Source organism: Paraburkholderia sp. BGA-UO-ETr-F12 (assembly GCF_059567945.1).
Genome location: NZ_JCAQOZ010000029.1, coordinates 171,974 through 187,293, shown reverse-complemented (window position 1 = coordinate 187,293; position 15,320 = coordinate 171,974). Strand labels below are relative to the sequence as shown.

Here is a 15,320-nt window from a genome sequence, read left to right as displayed (position 1 = left end):
GGCGTTTCATGACTAACGGCAATCAAAGCAGCACTGGCGGCGTTCAGATTCGCGGCAGCATTCCTGCCATCATTACCCCGATGCTCGAAGACGGCGGCCTCGATCTGCCGGCGTTTCGCAAACTGATCGACTGGCATATCGAAGAGGGCACGAACGCACTGGTCGTGGTCGGCACGAGTGGTGAGTCGGCCACGCTGTCGGTCGAGGAACACGTGCTGATGGTCAAAACCGCAGTCGAGCATACGGCGGGCCGGATTCCGGTGATCGCGGGCTCGGGCGGCAACTCCACCACGGAAGCCATCGAACTCACGCAGCAGGCCAAGGAAGTCGGCGCGGACGCCACCTTGCAGGTCGTGCCGTACTACAACAAACCGACCCAGGAAGGCATCTATCGCCACTTCGCGAAGATTGCCGAAACCGTCGATCTGCCGGTGATCCTGTACAACGTGCCGGGCCGCACGGTCGCGGACATGAGCAACGAAACGATTCTGCGTTGCGCGCAGGTGCCGGGCATCATCGGTGTGAAGGAGGCGACCGGCAACATCGATCGCGCCGCGCACCTGATCAAGTCGGCGCCGGCCCATTTCGGCATCTACAGCGGTGACGATCCCACGGCAATCGCGCTGATGCTGCTTGGCGGCCACGGTAATATTTCGGTCACCGCGAACGTCGCGCCGCGCGCGATGAGCGAGCTGTGCAAAGCCGCGCTGGCCGCGGACGCCAAGACTGCCCGCGAGATTCATCTGAAACTCCTGTCGCTGCATAAGAACCTGTTCATCGAATCGAACCCGATTCCCGCGAAATGGGCATTGCAGCAACTGGGTCGTGTGCAGGGCGGAATCCGCCTGCCGCTCACGCCGCTCGACGCGCAATACCACGAAGTGGTGCGCGGCGCGTTGCGCGAAGCGGGTCTGCTGGGCTAAACGGGTTTGTCCCGGCAACTCCCAGCTTAACCAAAGCCTGCCACCGGCATTCCCTTAACCGACGTCGATCCAGCCCACGTTCCCGGCACACAGAACCAGGCACCGCGTTCCAGCATCACGAAGGACCTCATGAAACGTTCCGCACTTTCCCTCCACGCAACCCGCATGGCGGCGCTGGCGCTTGCTCTCGTCACGCTCGCCGGCTGTGACACGCTGAACGACTGGTTCGCCTCCGACCGCGTCAACTACAAGGGCGCGGGCAGCGCGCCGCCGCTCGCCGTTCCGGGCGATCTGACCACCACGCCGACCGACCAGCGCTACGTGGCGCCGCCGGCCAATCTGGCGCTGGGCGGCTCGCCGCAACGCGCGGTCACCGCAGCGGGCAATGCCACGGAAGGCCAGCCGAATGCGCAAGACCCGTTGGGCATGCACATCGAGCGTGACGGCGATCGCCGCTGGCTGGTTGTCGACGGACGCACGCCTGAACAACTGTGGCCGCAATTGCAGGAGTTCTGGCAGGAGAATGGCTTCGCGCTGAAAACCGATGCGCCGGCCACCGGCATCATGACGACCGACTGGGCCGAAAATCGCGCCAATATTCCGGACGACTGGTTCCGTCGTACGGTCGGCAAGGTGATTGACTTCGCCTACTCTTCGGGTACCCGTGACAGCTTCCGCACGCTCGTGTCGCGCGGTCCGGCTGACACGACGGACATCTCGATCACGCACAGCGCGATGGAAGAAGTGCTGACGGGCCAGGACAAGACGTCGTCGCGCTGGGAAGAGCGTCCGCGCGATCCGGCGCTGGAAGCACTGTTCCTGACCAAGCTGATGCAGAAGTTCGGCCTGACCGAAGCGCAGTCGAAGCAGCTCCTGACTGACGCCCGCCCGGCCACTGCACCGGCCACGATCGACCAGAGCGCGGGCGTATCGACGCTCGACCTGCAGGAATCGTTCGATCGCGCCTGGCTGCGCGTGGGCCTCGCGCTCGACCGCACCAACTTTACGGTCGACAACCGTGATCGCGCGAAAGGGATCTACTACGTGCGGTACGCCGACTCGATGCAGGAGCTGAAGAAGGAAGGGCTCTTCGGCAAGCTGTTCTACAGCGGCAATTCGTCGAAGAAGCCGGGCCAGGAGTTCCTCGTCAATGTCCGCGCGAAGGGCGACGCCGTGACGCAGGTGGCGGTGCTGGATGCGAACGGGCAGGTGGATAACTCGTCGGACGCGCAGCGCATCGTGACGCTGCTGCACGCGCAACTGAATTAAGCGGGCTGTGCGCTTCGCCAGTCTCGGCAGCGGCAGCGAAGGCAATGCCTTGCTGGTGGAAGCGCAGAGCGGCGCGACCACCACGCGGGTTCTGCTCGATTGCGGCTTTTCAGCCAAAGAAGTCGAGCGGCGGTTGGCGCGGCTTGGCGCGGGCGTCGAGGGTCTCGACGCCATTCTGATTACCCATGAACATAGCGACCACATTGGCAGCGCGCTGACGCTGGCGCGCAAGTGGTCGATCCCGCTGTACATGAGCTGGGGCACCGCCCGCGCGGTGGGTGCCGACGAAGCCGATGTCGATCTGCAGGTGTTGTGGGGCGACGAAGCGGTGGCGATCGGCGACCTCAGCGTTCTCCCCTATACCGTTCCTCACGACGCCCGCGAGCCGCTGCAATACGTGCTCTCCAATGGCGCGAGCCGGCTTGGCGTGCTGACCGACGTCGGCACCTCCACGCCGCACATCAGCGCGGTGCTGAGCGGTTGCGACGCGCTGGTCCTCGAGTGCAATCACGATGTGCGGATGCTGGCGGGCAGCCGGTATCCACAATCGCTGAAGGCGCGTATTGGTGGCAATCATGGGCATCTGAACAATGAGGCGGCGGCTGAAATCCTGGCCTCGCTCGACCGCTCGCGCTTGCGCTATCTGGTGGCCGCGCATCTGAGCCAGCAGAACAATTCGCCGGAACTGGCGCAGGCTGCCATGGCGGGCGTGTTGGGCACTGCGCCGACTGAAGTAATCGTTGCTTCTCAGGACGACGGCTTCGCGTGGCTGAGCTTGTGATCTGCTTGTAATCTGTTCCTGATTATCGGCGCCGACCTCGTGTCCGGCGATACGCTGTTAGCGCGCCCGGCAGTTGCAAAAGAAAAAGCCCATGACGATTGCTCGCCATGGGCTTTTTCTTCAAGGCCGGCGTTTCAGGCGCCGGCCCTCGTCAGGCTTAGTTGCGGTTGCCGCCAAAGATGCCGAGCAGCGCGAGCAGGTTGACGAACACGTTGTACAGGTCCAGATAGATCGCGAGCGTGGCGGTGATGTAGTTCGTTTCACCGCCGTTCACGACGCGCTGGACGTCGAACAGCATGTAGGCCGAGAAGATCACGATGGCCAGCACCGAGACGGTCAGCATCAACGCCGGCAGGTGCAGGAACACGTTCGCGACCGAAGCCAGCAGCAGCACGATCACGCCCATGAACAGCCACTTGCCGAGACCCGAGAAGTCACGCTTGCTGACGGTGGCGATCGTTGCCATGGAGGCGAAGATCACACCAGTGCCACCAAACGCGAGCATGATCAGCGATGGGCCGTTCGAAAAACCGAGCACGAAGCTCAGGATGCGGGAGAGCATCAGGCCCATGAAGAACGTGAAACCGAGCAGCACGAACACGCCGACTGCGCTGTCTTTGGTCTTCTGGATCGCGAACATGAAGCCGAAGGCGATCGCGAAGAACGCCAGCATGCTCATGGCAGGACTGGTGGCGGCGAACAGCGAAAAGCCGGTGGCCAAGCCTACCCACGCGCCTAGCACGGTCGGAATCATGGACAGCGCTAGCAGCCAGTAGGTGTTCCGCAGTACGCGGTTGCGGGTCTCGACCGTGCTGACCGCGCCATTGCGGCCAAAGCTATACGGATGATCGTTCATGGTCTCTCCTTACCTCAGAAGCGTGTTGCGTAATGGTTGTGCCGCGGGTTGGGCAGCAGGTCGTACAGCGCCGGCCGGAATTTTTACCGCCAGTCGCAGGGTTCTCTTTCCTAAGATTGGCGCGCCGGCGGGGAGTTTCAATACCTAGAAAATGTCCACACGGCCTACGCTACCAGTATTCTCCGACTCCCGCTTGGACTCTTTCAACACTGTAAGGGTTCAATCGCAATCATACACGGGAACATGCTACAATAGCGGATTCATTTGAATCTGTAACCTCTTAATTTTTTGGAGTTTTTATGGCGATCGAACGCACCCTGTCGATTATCAAGCCGGACGCAGTGGCAAAGAACGTGATCGGTCAGATCTACAGCCGTTTCGAAAACGCTGGCCTGAAGATCGTGGCTTCGCGCATGGTCCAGCTGTCGCGCGCTGATGCAGAGAAGTTCTACGCTGTGCACGCAGCACGTCCGTTCTTCAAGGACCTGGTTGATTTCATGATTTCGGGCCCGGTGGTCGTGCAAGCGCTGGAAGGCGAAAACGCGATCCTGAAGCACCGCGACCTGATGGGCGCAACGGACCCGAAGAAGGCAGAAAAGGGCACGATCCGCGCCGATTTCGCCGACAGCATCGACGCTAACGCGGTGCACGGTTCGGACGCCGCTGAAACGGCAGCAGTCGAAATCGCGTTCTTCTTCCCGGAAGTGAACGTTTACTCGCGTTAAGCGGGTTTAAGCTGCCGGCGTGATTCGTGCGCAGCCGTTGGATTTGTCGCACGAATCCGCGCGAACAGCCCGGCAAAGTAGTAAGGTAAAGCAGCAGGAATGGGCGCGAACGGCATTGCGTTCATGCAGCTTGTTGCATGAACACAGTCTCGCACTGAAATGGCAGGATTCGATATGACGAGCAGTCCCACCGTCAACCTTCTCGACCTTGACGCCCAAGGGCTTGTCGCCTACTGCGACAGCCTGGGCGAGAAACCGTTTCGCGCCAAGCAATTGCAGCGCTGGATCCACCAGTACAACGCTGCCGACTTCGACGGCATGACCGATCTGGCGAAGTCCTTGCGCGAAAAGCTCAAGGGGCGCGCTACGATCACGATGCCCGGCATCGTCAGCGACAATATTTCGACCGACGGCACACGCAAGTGGCTGATCGACGTCGGCAACAGCAACGCGGTTGAAACCGTCTATATCCCCGAAGAAACGCGTGGCACGCTGTGCGTGTCGTCGCAGGCCGGGTGCGCGGTCAACTGCCGTTTCTGTTCGACCGGCAAACAGGGTTTCTCGCGCAACCTCACCACCGGCGAAATCATCGGCCAGTTGCGCATGGCCGAGTTCGCGCTGCGCGCAACGCGCGGCACGGATGGTGGCCGTGCCACGGGTGGCGACGGCAAAGGCGAGCGCGTCGTCACCAACGTGGTGATGATGGGCATGGGCGAGCCGCTCCTCAATTACGACGCGGTAGTGCCCGCGATGCGTCTGATGCTGGACGACAACGCGTACGGCCTGTCGCGCCGGCGCGTCACGTTATCCACTTCGGGCGTGGTGCCCATGATGGACCGGCTCGGCGCCGATTTGCCGGTGGCGCTGGCGGTATCGTTGCATGCGCCAAGCGACCCGCTGCGCGATATGCTGGTGCCGCTGAACAAAAAGTATCCGCTGCGCGAACTGATGGCCGCCTGTCAGCGCTATCTGAAGGTTGCACCGCGCGATTTCATTACTTTCGAATATTGCATGCTCGACGGCGTGAATGACAGTGAAGCGCAAGCGCGCGAATTGCTGGCCGTCACGCGAGACGTACCATGCAAGTTCAACCTGATTCCGTTCAATCCGTTTCCCGAGTCGGGTCTCATCCGCTCGAAGCCGGAGCAGATCAAGCGGTTTGCACAAGTGTTGATGGACGCGGGCGTCGTCACCACGGTGCGTAAGACACGCGGCGATGATATCGACGCTGCCTGCGGTCAGTTGGCCGGTGCGGTGAAAGACCGCACGCGTCTCGCTGAGCGCACCGGGAAGGCAGCGAAGATTATCGAGGTGCGCGCCGTGTAATCGCGCGAGACGGCGGGGCGCGGTGTCCGGAAGAAAGCCAACCGGGGCGCAAAAACCCGATATGTCGTCGGCGATTGAAAAGAAAGTTTGCAGAAGCGATCGGAAGCGGCACACAAGGCCGCGCATTTTGTTATAAACGGTCTGCGATTCGGGCGCGACGCTTTGGCCCGTCCGGGTTGCACAAGTGAAAAAGAAACGACGCGAAAGGATTTGGGATGAGTGAGCCGCAGCACCCGCAGCCGCAGGACACAGACGGAAATGAAGGCCATCCGGCGCCGGTCGCTCGGGCGGTGGTGCAGCCTGTTACGCAGTCGGGTCCGGCGAGCTTCGATTCATTGGCAGCGGTGGGCGCGCGCTTGACCCAATTGCGTGAATCGAAGGGCTGGACGATCGAAGACGTGTCGGCACGCCTGAAGGTATCCGTCACCAAATTGCGTGCGCTCGAATCGGGTGACATCAGCCACTTGCCGGACACGACCTTTGCGCTTGGCGTGGTACGCAGCTACGCGAAGATGCTCGGCGCCGATCCCACGCCGTTCACCCAGGCTCTGCGTCGCGAGAAGGGTGTGCCTGCGCCGGATCTGTCGATGCCGGCCTCGTCCGGTAAGGATTTGCCGCGCGGCCGCGTTTCGCTGTCGCTCGGCGGCAGTGGGCAAAAGAGCCGCTCATGGTTATGGGGCATCGCGGCGGTGATCGTCGCGGTGATCGCGCTCGGCATGTGGCATACCAATGGCGGCGATTCGTCGGCGTGGCTCGCGAGGTTGAAGGCGAGCGCCAACGGCGCAGCGGGCGGTGCGACCGGAGCATCGGGCGCGGTGGCACAGGGGCAGCCGGCGGGTTCTGAGGCAAGCGTAGATGAGGCTGCTTCCAGCCCGGGCTCGCAGGCAGCCGCAGCCGATAACGCAGCGTCAGGCACGCCGATGCCTGCGCCGCTGGCGACGGGTACGGCCGATACGGCACCATCTTCCGCGCCGGCAGTTGCGGCCGCAGCGGTTGCGCCGAAGGCCGGTTCGCAGGTCCCGGCGGTAGCGCCGGGCGTGAATGCACCGGTAGTCGCCGCGATAGGCGCATCGAACGCGGCAACGGCAGTGCCGGCCGCGGGTGAGGCGATCGTCGCGTTGCGGGTGACGCAAGACAGTTGGTTCAGCGTGCGTGGCAAGGACGGCAAGGAAGTGTTTTCCGGCCTCGTGCACGCAGGCGATACGAAGGAAGTGACGGGCGTGGCGCCGTTCAAGGTTACGGTGGGCAACAAGGCGGGTCTCGAATCGCTTACGCTCGATGGCCAGCCAGTCGATCCGTCGAAATATTCGGCGGCCAAGGGCAACGTGGCGCGCTTCGCGTTGCCTTGATATAGATACGGTATGCGTCGCGGCCAACCGGTCGCGGCGCTTTTTCAATTCAGGCGCTACGTTTTTTGTGTAGCGCATGCGGCGTAAATGGGTTTTTCGATGCAATCCGAAGCTCAATCCCAATCCAGTAGCAAGATTGTTTCAAACGAACCGGTGTTCGGCGGCCACGCTGCGCGGCGCAAGTCGCACGCGGTCGATGTCCGTTGGGGCGGTCAACTCGTCACTATCGGCGGCGATGCGCCCGTGCGCGTCCAGTCGATGACGAACACCGACACCGCTGACGCTATCGGCACCGCAATCCAGATCAAGGAACTTGCGCAAGCCGGTTCTGAGTTGGTGCGTATCACGGTCAATACGCCGGAAGCGGCGGCGGCCGTGCCGGCGGTTCGCGAGCAACTCGACCGCATGGGTGTGTCGGTGCCGCTGGTCGGCGATTTTCATTACAACGGTCATTTGCTGTTGCGCGATTACCCCGCGTGCGCGGAGTCGCTGTCGAAGTACCGGATCAACCCGGGCAACGTCGGCCACGGCGCGAAGCGCGACACGCAGTTCGCGCAAATGATCGAAGCGGCGGTGAAGTACGACAAGCCGGTGCGGATCGGCGTCAACTGGGGCAGCCTCGACCAGGACCTGCTCGCGAAGATGATGGACGAAAACGCCGCGCGTTCCACGCCGTGGGAAGCGCAGAGCGTGATGTACGAAGCGCTGATCCAGTCGGCGATCGGCTCGGCTGAGCGCGCCGTGGAAATCGGCCTGCCGCGCAACAAGATCATTCTGTCGTGCAAGGTTAGTGGCGTGCAGGATCTGATCGCGGTGTATCGTGAACTCGCGCGCCGTTGCGAATTCGCGCTGCATCTTGGCTTGACCGAAGCCGGCATGGGCTCCAAGGGCATCGTGGCGTCAACCGCTGCGTTGTCCGTATTGCTGCAGCAGGGCATCGGCGACACGATCCGCATCTCGCTGACGCCGGAACCGGGCGGCCCGCGCACCGGCGAGGTGGTCGTCGGTCAGGAAATCCTGCAGACCATGGGTCTGCGCTCGTTCACGCCGATGGTGATCGCGTGCCCGGGTTGTGGCCGCACCACCAGCACACTGTTCCAGGAACTGGCGTCGCAAATCCAGACCTATCTGCGTACGCAGATGCCGGTGTGGCGCGATCAGTATCCTGGCGTCGAGAAGATGCACGTGGCGGTGATGGGCTGTATCGTCAACGGCCCGGGCGAGTCGAAGCAGGCGAATATCGGCATCAGCTTGCCGGGGTCGGGAGAGAATCCTGCCGCGCCGGTGTTCATCGACGGCGAGAAGGTCAAGACACTGCGCGGCGAGAACATCGCGCAAGAATTCCAGCAAATCGTGAGTGACTATGTCGAGCGCCGCTACGGCCGCGCCGAAGCCGGCCGCGCCGAAGCACTCAACTAAATACCGTCAATCGAAGACAGATGACTGAACAGAAGAAAAAGCTCGAAAAGTTGTCCGGCGTGAAGGGCATGAACGACATCCTTCCGCAGGAAGCCGGGCTGTGGGAGTTTTTTGAAGCAACCGTCAAGTCGATGCTGCGTTCGTACGGATACCAGAATATTCGTACGCCGATCATCGAGCATACGCAATTGTTCAAGCGCGGGATCGGCGAGGTGACCGACATCGTCGAGAAAGAGATGTACAGCTTCACCGACGCGCTGAACGGCGAAAATCTGACGATGCGTCCGGAAAACACGGCCGCTGTCGTGCGCGCGGCGATCGAGCACAACATGCTGTACGACGGTCCGAAACGTCTGTGGTACATCGGCCCGATGTTCCGTCACGAGCGCCCGCAGCGCGGCCGCTACCGGCAGTTCCATCAGGTCGGCGTGGAAGCATTAGGCTTCGCGGGCCCGGACACCGACGCTGAAATCATCATGATGTGCCAGCGCTTGTGGGACGACCTTGGGCTGATGGGCATCAAGCTCGAACTCAATTCGCTGGGTCTCGCAGAAGAGCGCGCGGCACATCGCGTCGAGTTGATCGCGTACCTCGAAAAGCACATGGACGTGCTCGACGAGGAGGCGAAGCGCCGCCTGTACACGAACCCGCTGCGCGTGCTCGACACGAAGAATCCGGCGATGCAGGAAGTCGCGCAGAACGCGCCGAAGCTGATCGATTTTCTCGGCGAAGAATCGCGCGCGCACTTCGAAGGCCTGCAACGCATTCTGAAGGCGAACAACATTCCGTTCACGATCAATCCGCGTCTCGTGCGCGGTCTCGATTATTACAATCTGACCGTGTTCGAATGGGTGACCGACAAGCTTGGCGCGCAAGGTACAGTGGCAGCCGGCGGCCGTTACGATCCGCTGATCGAACAGCTGGGCGGCAAGCCGACGGGCGCGTGCGGCTGGGCAATGGGTGTCGAGCGTATCCTCGAGTTGCTGAAAGAAGAACAACTCGTGCCGGAAGAGGAAGGTTGCGATGTCTACGTGGTCCATCAGGGCGACGCGGCACGTGAGCAGGCCTTTATCATTGCCGAGCGTTTGCGCGATACGGGCCTTGACGTGATCCTGCATTGCAGCGCAGACGGCCAGACGGCGAGCTTCAAGTCGCAGATGAAGCGCGCCGACGCAAGTGGTGCGGCCTTCGCGGTGGTGCTTGGCGAAGATGAAATCGCCAACGGCACGGTCGGCGTCAAACCGCTCCGTGATACAAGTTCTAACGGCGGTAAAAACGAGCAACATAACGTGCCCGCTGAAGACTTGACCGAATTTCTAATCAATGCGATGGTTGCAACCGCCGAAGACGGCGACGACTGATCGCGATGTCGTCGAGCCTGCTGGCTCGACACGCACACGTATCAAAAAGAGGAAATCGCCGGGCGATGAGTTACCACGACGAACAAGAATCGATTGAAAGCCTGAAGGCATGGTGGACGCAGTGGGGTAATGCAACCACGTGGATCGTGCTGGTGGCGTTGGTCGCTGCAGCAGGCTGGAACGGCTGGAATTTCTGGCAACGGCGCCAGGCGGCGGAAGCCGCGGTGCTGTATGACCAGGTGCAGCAAGCCGTAGCATCGGGCGACAAAGCGAAGATCACGCGCGTCGCCACCGACATGGAAGACAAGTTCAGTCGCACCGCGTATGCGCAAATGACCGCGCTCGGTGCTGCCAAAGCGCTGTACGCCGCAGGTGACGAAGCCGCCGCGAAGGCCCAGTTGCAATGGACCATCGATCACGCCAAAGACGACGAGTTCAAGCAGATCGCGAAGCTGCGTCTGGCTTCGCTGCTGCTCGACGACAAGGCCTACGACCAGGGCCTCGCACTGCTCGCCGAACCGCAGTCCGACGCGTTCAAGGGCATTGTGGCGAATGGCCGCGGTGACCTGCTCGCTGCGCAAGGCAAGCGTGACGATGCACGTGCGGCCTATAAGCTCGCGCTCGATTCGCTGTCGAAAAATGACAGCTCGGCGCGCCAGTTGATTCAGTTCAAGCTGGACGCGCTGGGCGGCTAATCGCCGTATGCAGTGCGCCGCATGACACGACCAACCGGTCTCCTTTAATCAATTTCCTGAATGCTTCGTCCACCGATGAATCTGCTGAAACGTTACGCTGTGCCCGTTGCCTGTGCGATGACCGTGCTCACCATGGCGGCTTGCTCATCCACGAAAGACGAGCGCCGCGTGCCGACGCCGCTCACCGAGTTCAAACCTGTGCTCGACGTGCAGCAGGCGTGGAAGGCCAGCGTGGGCAAGGCGGGTCGTTACCTGTTCTCGCCGGTCGCGGTCGGCAACGCGGTGTACGCGGCCGGCGCGAACGGCTCGGTCGCGAAGATCGACGCGCAGACCGGCCAGGACATCTGGCGCGTCAAACTGCATGACGACCTTTCGGCAGGTGTCGGCAGCGATGGCACGCTCACCGCGGTCGGCGGCTTGAAGGGCGATGTCTACGTGCTCGGCGCTGACGGCAAGCAATTGTGGACCGCCAAGGCGCCCGGCGAAATCATCTCGCCGCCGCTGGTCGGCAACGGTCTTGTGGTGGTGCGCACGGTCGACGGTCAGATTGTCGCGTTCAATGCGCAGACCGGCGAACAGAAGTGGAACTACCGCAATCGCGCCGTGCCGCTCAATCTGCGCGTCTCGTCGGGCATGACGTTCGCTGGCGACGCGGCCGTGCTGGCAGGCTTCCCGGGTGGCGCGTTCGCCGCGATCAACCTGCAGACCGGAGACAACTACTGGCAGACGCCAGTGTCGTATCCGAAGGGCGTGACCGAAGTCGAGCGTATTAATGACGTGACGGGTCCGCCTACGCTGGTCGGTTCGGAAACCTGCGCGGTGACGTTCCAGGGTCAGATTGGCTGCTTCGATGCGAACTCGGGCCGCGCGCTGTGGGAAAAGGCGTTCTCGAGCACGAGCGGCCTCGCGCAGGATGATCGCGCGGTGGTGGCGGCCGACGACTGGTCGGTGGTGTCGGCGTTCGACGCCACCACCGGCACGCAACTGTGGAAGAACGACAAGCTGAAGAACCGTGAGCTCAGCGTCCCGTTCATCCTGGGTCACGCCGCCGTGCTGGGCGACTACCAGGGCTTTGTGCACTTCCTGTCGCGCGACGACGGCACGCTCGTGGCCCGTATGAAGACCGACGGCAGCGCGATTACCGCGGCGCCGGTGCTGGCAGGCGAAACGCTGGTTGTGCAGACGCACGACGGCGACCTGTACGGCTATCGCCCGCGCTAATCGCGCAGGCAACAGGTAGTCAGGCGTGCAGGCCGGCTTCGCCGGCCGCACGCGTTTTTGTGTTGCAAGAGCTAACTAGAAGAATTCCGCCGGACTGGCTGGTCCGGCAAGTCGGATCAGAAACGGCCCATGTGGGCCTCGGTGGCTGCTTGCGGCGCCACCTTTAACGGCATCGCAGGAAATCGTACCGAACTGGCGTGCGAGCCGTTGAGCAAGAAAGACTGAACCCGGCGGCCCATTGGCGCCGCCCCATACAGCCAAACTCTCGTCCGCCCGGTTGCGCATATTGGCAGCACATCCGGGGCTGGCCGAATTCGTGATAATTTTCGTCAAACGCTGCCGTGTAGCGGCCGCATGGCGTCGCTACGCAGGCGGTCGATTTCGATCCCGCGTTTCACCGTGAACAACATCTGATGAAACCCGTTATTGCCCTGGTTGGGCGCCCCAATGTGGGGAAATCCACGCTATTCAACCGTCTCACGCGTACGCGTGATGCGCTGGTTGCCGACCTGCCCGGTCTCACCCGCGATCGCCATTATGGCGAGGGTCGCGCCGGCGACCGGCCGTATCTGGTCGTCGATACGGGCGGTTTCGAGCCTGTCGCGAAAGACGGCATCCTGCATGAGATGGCGCGTCAAACCCGTCAGGCGGTCGAGGAATCGGACATCGTCGTGTTCATCGTCGACGGCCGCAATGGTCTCGCGCCGCAAGACAAGACGATTGCCGACTACCTGCGCAAGGTCGGCCGGCCGATTTTCCTCGTCGTCAACAAGGCCGAGGGGATGAAGTACAGCGCGGTGGCCGCCGACTTCTACGAACTCGGTCTCGGCGACCCGCGCGCGATCTCGGCCGCGCATGGCGACGGCGTCACCGAAATGATCAACGAGGCACTCGGCGTCGCGTACGCCGGGCAGCCGGAAGAGAGCGACGAGGGAAAGCCGGCGCACGGTGTAAAGATCGCGATCGTCGGCCGGCCGAATGTCGGCAAGTCGACCTTGATCAATGCACTGGTGGGCGAAGAGCGCGTGATTGCGTTCGACATGCCGGGCACCACGCGCGATTCGATCTACGTCGACTTCGAACGTCAAGGCAAGCCGTATACGCTGATCGATACGGCCGGTCTGCGCCGCCGCGGCAAGGTGTTCGAAGCGATCGAGAAGTTCTCGGTGGTGAAAACGCTGCAGGCGATTTCGGACGCGAACGTCGTGATCCTGCTGCTCGATGCACGTCAGGACATCTCGGAGCAGGACGCGCACATTGCCGGCTTCGTGGTGGAGCAGGGCCGTGCGCTGGTAGTGGGCGTGAACAAATGGGACGGTCTCGATCCGCATGTGCGCGACCGCACCAAGGCAGACCTCGAGCGCAAATTAAAATTTCTCGACTTCGCCAAATTTCACTTCATTTCCGCTGCGGAAAAAACCGGCATTGGCCCGCTGATGCGCTCGGTCGACGACGCCTACAAGGCCGCCATGACCAAGCTGCCGACGCCGAAACTGACGCGTGCGCTGATCGATGCGGTGGAATTCCAGCAGCCGCGCCGCCGCGGCCCGGTGCGCCCGAAGCTGCGCTATGCGCACCAGGGCGGCCAGAATCCGCCGATCATCGTGATTCACGGAAATGCGCTCGATGCGATTACCGACACGTACAAACGCTACCTCGAAAACCGCTTCAGGGAAACTTTCAAGCTGACAGGGACTCCATTGCGCATAGAGTTCAGATCGTCGACGAACCCTTACGCGGACAAAGGCTGAAATGCAGGCTGAAACCCGCGTGCGTGCTGGGTTTGGCCGCCAGGGCCGCCTGCTCGCGCAAAAATGAAAATCGGCTATAGTGTAGCGGTTGGCGGCGGATCCCTTTTTCCTTCGTCGCCAATTCAGTCAACCTGCAAAAAAATACGGAGTTTGCTATGAGCAACAAAGGGCAATTGTTACAAGACCCGTTTTTGAACGCACTGCGTAAAGAGCATGTGCCGGTGTCGATCTACCTGGTCAACGGCATCAAGCTTCAAGGGAACATCGAATCGTTCGACCAGTACGTCGTGTTGCTCCGGAATACGGTCACCCAGATGGTCTACAAGCACGCCATTTCGACTGTCGTGCCGGCCCGTCCGGTGAATTTCCACCCGGATTCCGAACAGTCCTAACCCCCGTCGCGGCCGGCGTAGCGTCGCCCGTTGGCGATTACTCCCGGCCGCCTCATTTTGATACCGTCCAATTTGATCAATGCAGCGCTTGTCGGCATCGACTTCGGTAAGATCGATTTCGAAGCCAGTCTCGAAGAACTCAGCCTGCTCGCGCAAAGCGCGGGCGCGAATCCCATAGTCACCCTCACTGGGCGCCGGTCCAGTCCCGACGCCAAGATGTTCGTCGGCAGCGGCAAGGCCGAAGAACTGCGTCTTGCGTGTGAGGCGAACGACATCGAACTCGTCATTTTCAATCACGCACTGGCTCCCGCGCAGCAGCGCAATCTGGAGCAGGCGCTTAACCGCCGCGTGATCGATCGCACCAGCCTCATCCTCGATATTTTTGCGCAACGCGCCCGCAGCCACGAAGGCAAGCTGCAGGTAGAGCTCGCTCAATTGCAGTACTTATCGACGCGGCTAATCCGCGCATGGACCCACCTCGAACGCCAGAAAGGCGGTATCGGTTTGCGCGGCCCAGGCGAAACGCAGCTCGAGACCGACCGCCGTTTGATCGGCGAGCGCATCAAGGCGCTCAAGACCCGGCTCGAGAAGCTGCGCCGTCAGCATGGCACGCAGCGCCGCGCGCGCAGTCGTAACCAGACCATGTCGGTGTCGCTCGTCGGCTATACGAACGCGGGCAAATCCACACTTTTCAATGCGCTGACGAAGGCCCAGGCGTACGCGGCCGACCAGCTGTTCGCCACGCTGGATACCACGTCGCGCCGCGTCTATCTGGGCGACGAAGCCGGCCAGGTGGTGGTGTCCGACACGGTCGGTTTCATCCGCGAATTGCCTCACCAGCTGGTGGCGGCTTTCCGCGCCACCCTCGAAGAAACCATCCACGCCGACCTGCTGCTGCATGTGGTCGACGCGTCGAGCGCCGTGCGGCTCGACCAGATCGACCAGGTGAACGAGGTGTTGCACGCAATCGGTGCGGACACGATCCGTCAGGTGCTGGTGTTCAACAAGATCGACGCCGTGCCGGAGTTGGCGGCTCGTGGGGACGCGGTCGAGCGGGATGAGTATGGTAATATTTCGCGCGTCTTTTTGAGCGCGCGCACGGGGCAAGGGCTGGATACATTGCGCGCTGCCATCGCTGAAATCGCTACTGCCGAACCTCTCTCCGATACGCTGGTCGATCTGTCGGAAGAAGACCGGTCGGCAGCACCACGCGAGGACCGCAAGGTCTCAGAACTCGGGCACTGACCCGCTC

The 15,320-nt window shown here is 62.0% G+C and carries 14 protein-coding genes; 13 read left to right on the top strand and 1 reads right to left on the bottom strand.

What is annotated here, in order from left to right:
- The first annotated feature begins 8 nt into the window (after positions 1 to 8).
- The 3 genes from dapA to AC57B6_RS13505 all read left to right on the top strand — a co-directional run bounded on the left by dapA (position 9) and on the right by AC57B6_RS13505 (position 2,973).
- On the top strand, positions 9 to 923 hold the full coding sequence (gene dapA, locus AC57B6_RS13515; protein ID WP_028199524.1) for a 4-hydroxy-tetrahydrodipicolinate synthase: 915 nt from the start codon (positions 9 to 11) through the stop codon (positions 921 to 923).
- Between the two features lie 129 nt (positions 924 to 1,052).
- Positions 1,053 to 2,192: an NlpB/DapX family lipoprotein gene (bamC, locus tag AC57B6_RS13510; protein ID WP_046568558.1), complete on the top strand. Its 1,140-nt coding sequence runs from the start codon at positions 1,053 to 1,055 to the stop codon at positions 2,190 to 2,192.
- Between the two features lie 7 nt (positions 2,193 to 2,199).
- Positions 2,200 to 2,973: an MBL fold metallo-hydrolase gene (locus AC57B6_RS13505; RefSeq protein ID WP_030101790.1), complete on the top strand. Its 774-nt coding sequence runs from the start codon at positions 2,200 to 2,202 to the stop codon at positions 2,971 to 2,973.
- 157 nt (positions 2,974 to 3,130) lie between these two features.
- On the opposite strand, the gene AC57B6_RS13500 is transcribed toward AC57B6_RS13505, so the two are convergent.
- A complete protein-coding gene (locus tag AC57B6_RS13500) occupies positions 3,131 to 3,829 on the bottom strand; it encodes a Bax inhibitor-1/YccA family protein (RefSeq protein ID WP_028199527.1) in 699 nt (232 codons plus the stop codon).
- Positions 3,830 to 4,128: 299 nt separating this feature from the next.
- On the opposite strand from AC57B6_RS13500, the gene ndk reads away from it, so the two are divergent.
- From ndk to hflX, 10 genes are all read left to right on the top strand, one after another.
- On the top strand, positions 4,129 to 4,554 hold the full coding sequence (ndk, locus tag AC57B6_RS13495) for a nucleoside-diphosphate kinase (RefSeq protein WP_028199528.1): 426 nt from the start codon (positions 4,129 to 4,131) through the stop codon (positions 4,552 to 4,554).
- A gap of 174 nt (positions 4,555 to 4,728) precedes the next feature.
- On the top strand, positions 4,729 to 5,880 hold the full coding sequence (gene rlmN, locus AC57B6_RS13490; protein WP_028199529.1) for a dual-specificity RNA methyltransferase RlmN: 1,152 nt from the start codon (positions 4,729 to 4,731) through the stop codon (positions 5,878 to 5,880).
- Between the two features lie 215 nt (positions 5,881 to 6,095).
- Entirely contained in the window at positions 6,096 to 7,229 is a 1,134-nt protein-coding gene (locus AC57B6_RS13485) for a helix-turn-helix domain-containing protein (protein ID WP_496421517.1), read from the top strand.
- A gap of 87 nt (positions 7,230 to 7,316) precedes the next feature.
- Complete coding sequence (gene ispG, locus AC57B6_RS13480; RefSeq protein WP_028199531.1) at positions 7,317 to 8,648, top strand: flavodoxin-dependent (E)-4-hydroxy-3-methylbut-2-enyl-diphosphate synthase; 1,332 nt, start codon at positions 7,317 to 7,319, stop codon at positions 8,646 to 8,648.
- A 20-nt stretch (positions 8,649 to 8,668) separates the two neighbouring features.
- Positions 8,669 to 10,009 carry a histidine--tRNA ligase gene (gene hisS / locus AC57B6_RS13475; protein ID WP_406867296.1) on the top strand — a complete coding sequence of 447 codons (1,341 nt, stop codon included), beginning with the start codon at positions 8,669 to 8,671 and terminating at the stop codon, positions 10,007 to 10,009.
- Positions 10,010 to 10,074: 65 nt separating this feature from the next.
- The gene (locus AC57B6_RS13470) at positions 10,075 to 10,704 is read left to right on the top strand and encodes a YfgM family protein (RefSeq protein WP_012433528.1); all 630 of its coding nucleotides are present in this window, start codon (positions 10,075 to 10,077) and stop codon (positions 10,702 to 10,704) included.
- A gap of 75 nt (positions 10,705 to 10,779) precedes the next feature.
- A complete protein-coding gene (bamB, locus tag AC57B6_RS13465; protein ID WP_028199533.1) occupies positions 10,780 to 11,925 on the top strand; it encodes an outer membrane protein assembly factor BamB in 1,146 nt (381 codons plus the stop codon).
- A gap of 413 nt (positions 11,926 to 12,338) precedes the next feature.
- Entirely contained in the window at positions 12,339 to 13,676 is a 1,338-nt protein-coding gene (der, locus tag AC57B6_RS13460) for a ribosome biogenesis GTPase Der (RefSeq protein WP_028199534.1), read from the top strand.
- Positions 13,677 to 13,831: 155 nt separating this feature from the next.
- Positions 13,832 to 14,068, top strand: coding sequence for an RNA chaperone Hfq (gene hfq / locus AC57B6_RS13455; RefSeq protein ID WP_006051315.1), 237 nt, complete (start codon positions 13,832 to 13,834; stop codon positions 14,066 to 14,068).
- Positions 14,069 to 14,125: 57 nt separating this feature from the next.
- Complete coding sequence (gene hflX, locus AC57B6_RS13450; RefSeq protein WP_028199535.1) at positions 14,126 to 15,313, top strand: GTPase HflX; 1,188 nt, start codon at positions 14,126 to 14,128, stop codon at positions 15,311 to 15,313.
- Positions 15,314 to 15,320: the final 7 nt, after the last annotated feature.

Bases quoted from the DNA above. Each gene is read 5' to 3' on its own strand.
- AC57B6_RS13470 (WP_012433528.1), top strand. From the start codon at position 10,075: ATGAGTTACCACGACGAACAAGAATCGATTGAAAGCCTGAAGGCATGG.
- bamB (WP_028199533.1), top strand. From the start codon at position 10,780: ATGAATCTGCTGAAACGTTACGCTGTGCCCGTTGCCTGTGCGATGACC.
- hisS (WP_406867296.1), top strand. From the start codon at position 8,669: ATGACTGAACAGAAGAAAAAGCTCGAAAAGTTGTCCGGCGTGAAGGGC.
- AC57B6_RS13500 (WP_028199527.1), bottom strand. From the start codon at position 3,829: ATGAACGATCATCCGTATAGCTTTGGCCGCAATGGCGCGGTCAGCACG.
- ndk (WP_028199528.1), top strand. From the start codon at position 4,129: ATGGCGATCGAACGCACCCTGTCGATTATCAAGCCGGACGCAGTGGCA.
- rlmN (WP_028199529.1), top strand. From the start codon at position 4,729: ATGACGAGCAGTCCCACCGTCAACCTTCTCGACCTTGACGCCCAAGGG.
- AC57B6_RS13485 (WP_496421517.1), top strand. From the start codon at position 6,096: ATGAGTGAGCCGCAGCACCCGCAGCCGCAGGACACAGACGGAAATGAA.
- der (WP_028199534.1), top strand. From the start codon at position 12,339: ATGAAACCCGTTATTGCCCTGGTTGGGCGCCCCAATGTGGGGAAATCC.
- ispG (WP_028199531.1), top strand. From the start codon at position 7,317: ATGGGTTTTTCGATGCAATCCGAAGCTCAATCCCAATCCAGTAGCAAG.
- hfq (WP_006051315.1), top strand. From the start codon at position 13,832: ATGAGCAACAAAGGGCAATTGTTACAAGACCCGTTTTTGAACGCACTG.
- dapA (WP_028199524.1), top strand. From the start codon at position 9: ATGACTAACGGCAATCAAAGCAGCACTGGCGGCGTTCAGATTCGCGGC.
- bamC (WP_046568558.1), top strand. From the start codon at position 1,053: ATGAAACGTTCCGCACTTTCCCTCCACGCAACCCGCATGGCGGCGCTG.